Raw genomic sequence first — 9,573 nt, 5'->3', positions numbered from 1 at the left:
CTCAAGTAGGCGACCCCTGTCCGGTACAACCTGTGTTTAGTTGTGGGTTCCCCTCACGGGGTCTTGCTCAGCCCACGGGGTGGACTGAAATCGGTGGGCCGGCAGCTCATTTGATGAACTGATAGATGCGGCCGTTGTATTCGACGAAGTCGTAGATCTCGTCCATCCGTGTCTTGATGAGGTCGAGATCCCAGACGAGCAGGTGCTCGTCGATGCCATGGGCGAGCCTCATCTGATGGAGGGCGTCGGCCCAGCCGAGGTTGTCGAGTTGTGCTCGGAGAGTTTCATCGATGGTGGCGTGGTCGCCGCGGTAGACGGCGTAGAAGTCGTTCTCGAGTTGCGCCGAGCTGGGGTCGACGTCGGAGAGTGAGAGGTAGGCGAGCAGGGCGTCGCCGAGTTTCTGGTGTGCGTGTTTGAGGCGCTCGGTGGTGAGCTGTTCTGCGCGTTGCAGGACATCGCCAGAGATCGGTGCGTCTGGGGTTGAGTCGGCTGCGTGGCGTCCGCGGCACGGCTGTTCGGCGTGGTTCATGCTGGTTCCTCCTTTCCGGGGGCGGGGGTTTGGTTGGTGATGATTTCTTCGAGTTGGTCGAAGGGGGCGACGGTGAAGAGTCGGGGGTGGAGGGTGCGAGAGAGTAAGATGGCGTGGCGGAGCCGCTCCGCCCGGGTTTCGCTCGTGGTGAGCCAGAGAACGCGGGGGAAGACCCCGTTCGTGGTTTGTTCACGTCTGGTGCGCCGGTAGGCCTCGTATACGGCGCATTTGCCGATGACTGTGCGGGGTGATTCGGTGCCGAGGTCGACCTCGATAAACCACCGGTCCTCATATTCGGGCTCAGAGAGGACGGCAGCGAGGTCTGGTCGGAGCCAGCTTGGTTGTCCTGTGTCACCGGAGAATTGCCGCCAGGAGGCTTGCTCAACCTCGACGGTAGTGAGGTCACGGTGGTGTGCCCGAGCAATCTCGGTGAGGCGAGTGCGCGTCTCGGTGACCGCCAAGGTGTGGTCGAGGAAGGTCGCGGTCGGGTTGAGGAACTTCCTCTGGGTATGGGCTCCTTCTCGGAGGAGGCGGTGTCCGTTGAAGTCCAGTGCCCAGACTTGGGAGCTGGAGCCACCTCGTGTTCCACCGACGCGGCGTTGAATTCGTGTCACGGTGTGGAGACGTTGGAGTCGCTCCATGACGCGGCTGCAGGCTCGCGCTCCCGCGGCCAAGGTGGCGTGGTCGTGAAAGTGGAGTCGCACGATCTGCTGCCCGGTGACGAAGCGATGCTCCAGCAACGTCTGCAGGATCGCGAGGTCGCGGGTGGAGAATCGTTGGCGGAAACTCTCGAGTTGGAGGTGGCCAAGGTGGTGCACGCTCATGACTGCCTCCGGCCTGCCATGGGATTGGGGAGGATCACTGCGAAGCAGGGATTAGTCGTTGCACCAGTTCGCGGTTTGGCCGCCAAAGACGCCGGAAAGGGACTGGTGTGCCCGTAGGCGAACGGACGGGCGGCTGGATGGGCACGGGGGCTTGTGGAGAGGCTCATTGGACCCTCCGCTTCTGGCGTCCGAAGCCTTCGCTGCCATCATCGGTACCTTCACTGGTCGCGCCAAGCTCCTCGGCTGAGGGGTTTGCTCCGTAGCGTTGTTGGCTGCGCGCTCGCAGCTCGATCTCGCTCGAGGTTGCTGGAGGTGGCGGTAGCGTTTTGCCGGACATCCACGCCCCGGGGGCGCCGTCGACGACGAGGCGGGTGTAGATCTCGTGTTTGCCGAGGGCTTGAAAATCGGCCGCCTCTAACGTCGGGGCGTGTTTGGCCATCGAGGCCGCGTCTTCGGGGGACGGGGAGAAGATGATTTTGTTCCGGGCGTTGGCATCGATCGCGGCGAGCATCGACTCGGGCATCTGCGCCCGGTACTGGTGGGCGAGCACCCAGCCGACCTTCATGGCGCGAGATCGGGCGAGGGCTTCGGGGAGGTCGACCGCGGAGAGGTGGAGAAAGTCCTGGGCCTCGTCTAGGTAGATGCTGAGCTGCCGTCTGCGGTGTTCGGGTACGGCGGCTTGGGCGAGGGTCTGAGACCACAGACCCGAGACCAACAAGGAGCCGAGCAGCTTGGCCGCCTCTGGCCCGAGGAGTGACTTGTTGAGTGCGACCAGCAGAATCCGGGGTTTGACGAACAGGTCAGTGATCTGGAACTTGGGGTGCACCTGTCCGAGGACGCGGCGAAGGCTTGGCCTTAGGAGCAGCTGCCGGAGGCGACTGAGCGACGGCGCGATGACCTGCGCCTGCTGCGTAGCCGACATGGCATCGAACTGAGCCCAGAACGGCTCGAGGGCAATCGGGTCGTCCAGGGTGCTGGTCAGCGAGCGGCGGAACACCGGATCGGTCAAGAGCCGTGGCAGCCACACGAGTGAGGCGTGTCCGTGGTGGGCGAGGGTGAGGAGCGAGGCGTGCATGACGTCGGTGGTGCGGGGTCCGAACGCGGAACCGTAGAGGTCTTTGAAGGTGCCGAGGATGCTGTCGGCGACGAGCTCTGGTGGTGTCCCGGGGGCGGCCAACGGGTTGAGACCGACCGGGCTCGCATCGGATGGGTCAAGGACGACGACGTCATCTCGACGATGCGCCGGGATGCGTTCGAGGAGATCGCGCACCAGGTTCGCCTGCGGGTCGAGAACGACCACGGATCGGCCGGCCTCAATGTCGTCCAAAGCCAGTCGGATGATCACGGATGACTTCCCCGCACCTGTGGGGCCAAGGAGCAATGTGTGAAATCGTCGTCCTTGTTCGGTGAGCCCGATCGGCACGGGAGTAGATGGTGCGGTGCCGGTCGCGAAGATCCCTGCCGTGCCTGCCTCCGCGGGCAGCAATTTCGGGTGACCGCTCAGCAGGCCTGGATAGGTGCCGTCGCCGAGTGGCCACCCAAGGAGCGGGAGGGTTTCCTCCAGACTGAGGCTCAGCGGCCATCGCAGCGGAAGAAGTGCCCCGTCTAAGGCATGGTCGTGGTCACGGTGCAGGGTGATGCGGAGCCCAGGAGCCTGCATGGTGCGAAGAGCGGAAAGGACACTGCTGAACAGTAGCCGGGCCACGTCGTCGTTCGCGTTGGTGGCGATCCGCACCTTCGCATCAAAGGTGTGCTGCTGCTGTTTCGCGGCGAGCTCTCGCCGAGTACTGGTGTCTGCGGTGCGTGATCCTCGTAGTAGCGTGTCAGCCCATCCTTGTCCCGGATCGCTGGGGGACCGGGAGCTACGATGCGGCGGAACGCCGGAGCCAAGGACGACTTGGAACGCCGTTTCCCCGGTTTCCGGGGTGCTGGTCAGTGCCTGGAGTAGTTGCCGAATTGCAGCGGGGGAGTCAGACGTGTCGAGACTGAGCGCTCTCGGCCGCACCGCCAGCTTCACCGTCACGGGCAGGACCGTGCGGGGTTGGGCGAGTTCGGTCACTGTCGTTCCGGGGAGGAGAGACTCGAGCAGGCTCGAGATACCGCGGAACGCCTGAGGGACGGCACCGAGCAGGTACTCGATCCTCCCCGATCGGACCCGGATTTCGAACACCACCGGACGCCGCTGTCCCTGCGAAGCCAGACGACGCAACACAGCCGCGACGGCGGGCTCATCGACAGGGCGCGGGAGGTGGATCTGCCGCCACCGGATGACCTCACGCATCTGCGGCCTCCGGCGACACATCGTCGATCAACTTCTGCCGCTCAGGAGTGTCAGCGGCGTGGGCCTTGGCGGCGTCGGATTCGAGTTGAGCCAGCGCGAGCAGCGCTCGGGCAAGCTTCGGCAGATCCGGTTCCTCACGGCGGATCCCACGGACGAACACACGCCGCTCTCGCGCCGCATTAGACCTGCGCCGGTTTCTGTTCCCACCCGTCATGATGTGCCACCTCCGGCAACAACGAGCAGTCCCCGTCTTCCCGGCCTGGCATGATTCCCCTGTTTCCCTTCATGTATGAATGAACCGCGCTGTTTCGTCAAGAGGAAAACGAGCCACCTACGATACGACCGGACGGGTGAGTACAGGGGCCAGAGCTGATCTGCTGCAACGGCGCGACGCGCCGTCACCAACGGCTGCGACGCATCCGCAGCCACCAGATCAGGCCCGCGACGACCGCCGCGATGACCACGCAGATCACGACGATGATCCAAATCTCCGCCAACAGCTGGACCGCCAACCACACACAGAACACGCTGCCCAGTATCAGGATGCAGGCGTGCCACAGTCGGGCGAGCAGGCGTGGACGTTCCTCGGACATGGTGCAGATCCTTCCCGGTCATGCGGATGCCCTCGTCGAAGGCGAATCCGGAACAGGAAACCCCTCGAGATCGACATCCGCGGCGATTTCGTTTCCCCAGGCGTGGTAGCCCTGACGGGGGCGGCGCGCGAACAGTTCGAGACGGTTGCCGTCGGGGTAGAGGCGATCGACGATGTCGTAGAACTCCTCAGGCTTGTGGGAGTGGTCCTGGACCGGGGCGAAGAACCAAGTGCCTTGGCCCTTGAAGGCAGGCTTCGGTGGCCGACCCTTGATCCCGAGAAGTACGTGCTCCGTCATGTTGCGCAGCGGCTGTCCGAGACCCATCCGGGCTTTAATCCAGGTCATCGTCCCGGAGTAGGTGTAACCCCAAGCCTCCAGAACGTCGTGGCCAGTCTTGATCGTGGCATTCGTGACCCAGAGAAAACAGACTGAGTCGGGCAGCATGTGCATCGCGATAGCCGGTCCCATGGCCTTGATTTCCTCATCCGTCATGAGGTCGTAGTGGGCCTGCGCGCCAAGATGGCCAAGCTGTCCAGCCATCCATGGCGGATCCGCGATACAGACGGCGTGCTGAAAAGTCTTCATTGTGTATGTCCTTTCCGCCGGCGCGCTCGATATCCGCGGTGTTTTGCAGCGGCTACTCGGGTTGCTCGGCGAACGTAGTGAAACTCAGTGGAGGGGGAGGGGCAACCGTCCGATCGCCCGATCGAGCGGTGCGGTCGGACGGTTACCCATCACTGGTGAGGCGGCACGTATCGGGCCTTCATCGGAGGTGTTGTGATTTCTGCAGCGATCAGGAACAGTGCCTACCGCTTGGGCAGGACACCGCGGGCTCTGTAGGCCGCCCGGATCATTTCCTCGCTTGCCCGGCGACCGGCGACCTTCTCCTCGGCGAGAGCGTCAGCCAGCTGCAGTACCGTCTGCCGAATCACGGCTTGGCGACGATTGAATTCTGCTTCTATTGCTGCTCGCCGCTGACGGTTCCTGCTCACCCACCACGTGCGAATCGACCGAGCGAGAAAGACCAACACAACACCGATGCCCACAGCAGCAAGGGTCACGCCACTCTCGAGCAGTCGTGGAGATGCCCAGTCCTGAAGGCTCATCACAGACCGCGACTCAGGCGGCGGCCGGCACCGATTGCATAGCCCGTGATGATGTCCTCATAGAACTGTGCACCCGACGGTGCCACTCTCATGTGGGCCTCCGCCTGGCTGACCAACACGGCGACGTTGGTCATAGCAACCGACGCCTGAAATGCGTGCGCCTGCTCAGTGATGGCTGCGACCTCGGTCTTTGCCGCGATGCGTTCGTTCTCGCGCTTCACCTGGCGAGCGAGCGCGCCGTTGATCTTTTCGCCGCTTCTCGTGGTGTGGGAACCGAAGAGGGGGATGATCTCGGTCATTGTGACTCCTTTCATCGTGTTGATGTCACATTTCTGGTCTATCCGGCCGCGAAACAGCGGGCTTAACGAGGTAGCGAGATACCTCCAGATACCGGTCGAGATAGCGAGATACCGGGTTTTGACATAGAGAAAGCCCCGCGTCGACGAATCGATGCGGGGCTGGTGGCTCGGGTGATTGGTTACTTCTTCGCGCACTCGCGCAGCAGCTCTTGCTGGCGGCGCGCAACGCACCGGTCGAAGAGAACTCGATCGAGTGCAGGGTGCTGAGTGTCGACCGGGGCAGGGAGCAGCGATATTCCTTCGATCGATGGACCGTCCTCTCCGACATGAATGTCGTCGAGGTCAAAGTCCTCCGGGTGTCGGTAGTATTTCGGGTCCTGATTCGGATCGATTGGTCCGTCGGTCCAGGGCTTTGTCCAGCGCGCGCCGAAGGTGCCCCGCTGGAGCTGGTCGCCGATCGTGATGATCAGGATCAGCCAGGACTCATAGGTCGGGCAGTAGTCCGTCCCGCTATCTTCGGCTATCCACATGAAGAGATAGTCGAGCAGGCATGTCGGGTAATCTGCTCTCTCTTTGTAGATCTCGTACCCGAGGTAGGTGCTCGCGAACGAGTCTGCGTCGGGTGCAATGAGCCAGTTGATAAACGCGTGAGACGGGTCCATCAAGTCCTGATACGGACCGCTTTCGATGGTATTGAAATCACTGTGTCGAGCCATAGGGGCTCCTTTCGATAAGGAGCCACCCTCGAAGATGATTATACCTCAAAAACGAGCACTTGTCAACAGGAGCGATACTCTCGACGTGTGGGCCTCGATAATATGAGCGATCTCGCTTGGCAGCCGTTTTACGACGACGTCGAGACACTCATGTCCGGGCATAAGAAGTTTGTGGGAAAGACCTCGACGAGCACCCGGTTCAGGAACTTTGAACAATTGGGAGCCATCAATAATTTTGCCGCGGAGACAGCCCGAGCTGTGGCCCCTACTATTCAGTGGACGCTTGGGGACACTGCTCGGATTGTGGTCTCGTTGATAGAGGGTGTAGAAAACGACCGTTTCGACAAACCCGCGCTGCTTGCAATCAAGATCTGCGCTGGATTTAGGGACGACCCTCTACCGAATGATCGAGTCTCAGGACAGGATCCTGAGTTGCGGTGGAGTAGCTTCGAAGCCACTCACCCCGACATCTATAACGATCGAGATTCGTTCTCAACAAAGATCAAGATTCGTCGCCTTTTCGCCTCTCCGCTATACGAAGGCGCAAACGTCAATCACTTTGATAAAAAGAAGCCCAGCATCAAGCGGGTGACTGAGGAATTTCTACATGAGCTAAAGGTTGCCGTAGAGACAGAGGTGACGAAGCGACTCGCGCCGCCGACAGCGGTCATCGAGAGGCCACAGTCCGCTGAGGAGCCACGAATCGACGGAATTCGGCCGCCTGTCGAGCAAACTACAAGGCCTCAAGTGCTGCAATCAACTGAAGTACCTCTGACAGAAGAGACCTCTCGGACGGCCTCGGATGAGGCGCCGGAACTGCTGAAACCCGCAGTAACGGTATCCATGTCCGAAGGCAATGATCGGCGTGGAGCGACAGCAACCAATTTTGTCCCAGCAGTTGAGAAGCGAATTCAGAGCGTGTCGCCATCGAGATCAATGGCCCCAACTGAGGGGCCCAAACAGCGATTGCGTGCCACCAGTACCGATAAGAGTTCCGAGCGGACAAGACGCTCAAGAGGCCGTCAAACACTGCGGCAAATAGGGATTCTCATGGGTGGAGCGCTTGTCGCGGGTGTGTTGGCCGTAGGTGTTTACGCGCTTATCGCACCGGTTTCGGCTCCCTCCAGTGCAACCCTGTCCGATGAAGTCCCTACCGCGATCCGAACCTATGTTCCAGGAGACGCCGAAGCCTCGGCGGCCGCGGATCTGGCTCCGGATACGTTGGGCGCAACCTGCTGGGAGCGTTCCTATGTCTCTGCCCGAAAGGACGCCCGCCTATGTGCCCTTGGGGGAGTTGACGGGGGCCTCATCTATGACCCTTGCTTTGTAATCAACCCCGGCACGGTGACGTGTTTCAGCGCCAATGACATATTTAGTCTGTCGCCTCCGGTGGGCGTTGTTGCGCGAATCACCGAATCTCGCCCGGCGCCTTCTTTCCTGCCGATGGAGGGTCTTGTGGGCGCAGAGCAAGCCGCTGAGACGCGATACCCCTGGGCGATAAAGCTCGCGATCGATGACCCTGGCGGCGTTCCTTATGTGTGTGCGCCTCTGCCAGTCGAGAGTGCGAACCTCGACGGAGTGCCCTTTGCATGTGGAGGGGGTGGCTTGCGCCTCGCCGGAGGCGAGGACAACTTCGTTTCAGGCGGTTCGATATACGTTCAACTCGCGGGCACCGTCCAAGCAACGAAGCTAGACACGTCAACCGACGAGTGGACGATCTCAATCGCGGACCCCGCAACGAACAGCCTAAAGCGGGTCGGCGTCGTCGAGGCGTGGTACTAGATTGTGCGCCGCCCTTGGTCAGTCTCCAAACACCATGGCTGACCCCCACCGTTCTTGCAGGTACTCACGAAACACCGGTGGGAATTGCGATGTGCTCGTCACGAAGATCGATAGGTCATCAATGCAGAGTGTCGTGAATCCATTGGCCGTTGGCCAAAGGTTCTCTGGGGTGCCATTGCACCCGATGCTTCCACCCGGATCTGTGTTCATGCGGAAGGCGACACCGTTCACCTGGCCCGCTTTGTAACCGGTGCCATTAGGCGCCATGCACCCCCAGGCCTCAGCGTTGGCGGACTTCACGTACCACACGGGCTGGCCGGTATCGCAAGTCGCGCCTGCCGGTGCGGTCTCAGACATTTCGGTGTCGATGAGGCGTGGATCACCCGTGTGCGAGGACTGGTCGACCGTGAGTCCGGAGAAGCCGGCCAACGCGGTAGTAGCGAGCTCGTCGGCCTGCTGCGTCTCTGATGGATCGACGTTGCCTTCGGCGCTGGTTACCGTGGAGCGGATCACCCAGGGGGCGTTGGAGCTGTACCGGCTGAGAGTCGGGCAGCTCGCGGCAGGCCCAGGGCTCGTCGTGGGCGAAACGCATGGATCTGCAAGTTGCTCGCTCCGACCGATCGACTGCTGCACTCCTGCGGCGTCCAGGTACCACTCCGCGGAGACGCTCGTAGTGAGTGGTCCGTCGCTTCGGGCACAGGAGATGGTCGCGAGGGCTTCTGGTGCATCCGGTGTCTGCCATGCCGCCGAGATGTTTCGGGCGGACTTGAACGTGAAGGTGCTTTCCGCGACGTTGCCGTCGATCGCGGAAGCTGCGGAGTCGAGGTCGACTGTCGTGCAGGCACGAACCGCGTTGTCGGGGTTGGGGGCGTCGTCGAACGTGGGTACGAGGCCGGCGTTCCAGCTGTCGACAAGTCGCCACAGGAGTGGAAGCAATTCAGTAGTGGTGGTCTGTGTGTCGACCGCGGGTGCCGTGACGTAGAGGACGAAGTGGTCTCGCAGTGAGATGCGCGCTCCGCTGGGGGTGAGCGAGCCTCGGTAACCGAGGTAGTCGACGGTGCCGTCCGAAGGCCAGACGCTCTGGTCGACCAGGGGCTGGTAGTCAACCAGCACCGTTGGTTCGCTGTCATCGAACTCCACTTCACCGGACGGTGCGGAGAGCTGACATGAAGTTTTCGCCCCGTCACTGTTCACCGAGAAGTCCTGCCCGTACATCGTGACAGTCGGGTACGACTTTCCAAGGATCTCCGGGGGAGCAGCGGCTGCCTCGGGAGCGATCCACGTGCACACGTCGATGTCAGCGAGGCGTTCGAGCGCCGCCCGGTCAATGGTGGAGCTCTCTGCCGGTGCAGCGGCGGCGGCCGGCGAACCGGTGGAGGCGGTCTCGGCGCCGGGTGGAGGCGTCTCGGTGGCAGTCGCGGTGCAGGCGCTGAGGCCCACGGC

Annotated in this window: 10 protein-coding genes; 1 reads left to right on the top strand and 9 read right to left on the bottom strand. The window is 62.0% G+C overall.

The features are described 5' to 3' along the window. Positions 1-106: 106 nt before the first annotated feature. The 8 genes from AC3WLB_RS03355 to AC3WLB_RS03320 all read right to left on the bottom strand — a co-directional run bounded on the left by AC3WLB_RS03355 (position 107) and on the right by AC3WLB_RS03320 (position 6,348). A complete protein-coding gene (locus AC3WLB_RS03355; RefSeq protein WP_492503266.1) occupies positions 107-529 on the bottom strand; it encodes a hypothetical protein in 423 nt (140 codons plus the stop codon). Beyond that, positions 526-1,353 carry a replication-relaxation family protein gene (locus AC3WLB_RS03350; RefSeq protein WP_492503264.1) on the bottom strand — a complete coding sequence of 276 codons (828 nt, stop codon included), beginning with the start codon at positions 1,351-1,353 and terminating at the stop codon, positions 526-528. Before AC3WLB_RS03350 ends, AC3WLB_RS03355 begins: the two co-directional genes overlap by 4 nt. Before the next feature lie 163 nt (positions 1,354-1,516). Further along, positions 1,517-3,634 carry a type IV secretory system conjugative DNA transfer family protein gene (locus tag AC3WLB_RS03345; protein ID WP_492503262.1) on the bottom strand — a complete coding sequence of 706 codons (2,118 nt, stop codon included), beginning with the start codon at positions 3,632-3,634 and terminating at the stop codon, positions 1,517-1,519. Further along, positions 3,627-3,848 (bottom strand): hypothetical protein, encoded by a 222-nt coding sequence (locus AC3WLB_RS03340; RefSeq protein ID WP_492503260.1) that lies wholly within the window; start codon positions 3,846-3,848, stop codon positions 3,627-3,629. Before AC3WLB_RS03340 ends, AC3WLB_RS03345 begins: the two co-directional genes overlap by 8 nt. 184 nt (positions 3,849-4,032) lie before the next feature. Beyond that, a complete protein-coding gene (locus AC3WLB_RS03335) occupies positions 4,033-4,227 on the bottom strand; it encodes a hypothetical protein (protein WP_492503258.1) in 195 nt (64 codons plus the stop codon). A gap of 18 nt (positions 4,228-4,245) precedes the next feature. After that, positions 4,246-4,812, bottom strand: a complete 567-nt coding sequence (locus AC3WLB_RS03330; protein ID WP_492503256.1) for an MT-A70 family methyltransferase — start codon at positions 4,810-4,812, stop codon at positions 4,246-4,248. Between the two features lie 520 nt (positions 4,813-5,332). Further along, positions 5,333-5,632: a hypothetical protein gene (locus AC3WLB_RS03325; protein WP_492503254.1), complete on the bottom strand. Its 300-nt coding sequence runs from the start codon at positions 5,630-5,632 to the stop codon at positions 5,333-5,335. Between the two features lie 179 nt (positions 5,633-5,811). Further along, the gene (locus AC3WLB_RS03320; protein WP_492503252.1) at positions 5,812-6,348 is read right to left on the bottom strand and encodes a hypothetical protein; all 537 of its coding nucleotides are present in this window, start codon (positions 6,346-6,348) and stop codon (positions 5,812-5,814) included. A gap of 87 nt (positions 6,349-6,435) precedes the next feature. Here AC3WLB_RS03320 and AC3WLB_RS03315 point away from each other — a divergent pair, with 87 nt between their 5' ends. Next, positions 6,436-8,130, top strand: coding sequence for a hypothetical protein (locus AC3WLB_RS03315; RefSeq protein ID WP_492503250.1), 1,695 nt, complete (start codon positions 6,436-6,438; stop codon positions 8,128-8,130). An 18-nt stretch (positions 8,131-8,148) separates the two neighbouring features. Here the strand turns inward: AC3WLB_RS03315 and AC3WLB_RS03310 are convergent, their stop codons facing one another. Continuing rightward, positions 8,149-9,570: a hypothetical protein gene (locus tag AC3WLB_RS03310; protein WP_492503248.1), complete on the bottom strand. Its 1,422-nt coding sequence runs from the start codon at positions 9,568-9,570 to the stop codon at positions 8,149-8,151. Positions 9,571-9,573: the final 3 nt, after the last annotated feature.

This window comes from Herbiconiux sp. FW305-C-125 (genome assembly GCF_058783455.1).
The sequence above is the reverse complement of the archived record's forward strand: the minus strand, read 5'-3'. Positions and strand labels throughout refer to the sequence as shown.

Excerpts from the sequence above, each read along its gene's own strand:
- AC3WLB_RS03340 (WP_492503260.1), bottom strand. The coding sequence starts at position 3,848 with ATGACGGGTGGGAACAGAAACCGGCGCAGGTCTAATGCGGCGCGAGAG.
- AC3WLB_RS03325 (WP_492503254.1), bottom strand. The coding sequence starts at position 5,632 with ATGACCGAGATCATCCCCCTCTTCGGTTCCCACACCACGAGAAGCGGC.
- AC3WLB_RS03320 (WP_492503252.1), bottom strand. The coding sequence starts at position 6,348 with ATGGCTCGACACAGTGATTTCAATACCATCGAAAGCGGTCCGTATCAG.
- AC3WLB_RS03345 (WP_492503262.1), bottom strand. The coding sequence starts at position 3,634 with ATGCGTGAGGTCATCCGGTGGCGGCAGATCCACCTCCCGCGCCCTGTC.
- AC3WLB_RS03330 (WP_492503256.1), bottom strand. The coding sequence starts at position 4,812 with ATGAAGACTTTTCAGCACGCCGTCTGTATCGCGGATCCGCCATGGATG.
- AC3WLB_RS03350 (WP_492503264.1), bottom strand. The coding sequence starts at position 1,353 with ATGAGCGTGCACCACCTTGGCCACCTCCAACTCGAGAGTTTCCGCCAA.
- AC3WLB_RS03355 (WP_492503266.1), bottom strand. The coding sequence starts at position 529 with ATGAACCACGCCGAACAGCCGTGCCGCGGACGCCACGCAGCCGACTCA.
- AC3WLB_RS03335 (WP_492503258.1), bottom strand. The coding sequence starts at position 4,227 with ATGTCCGAGGAACGTCCACGCCTGCTCGCCCGACTGTGGCACGCCTGC.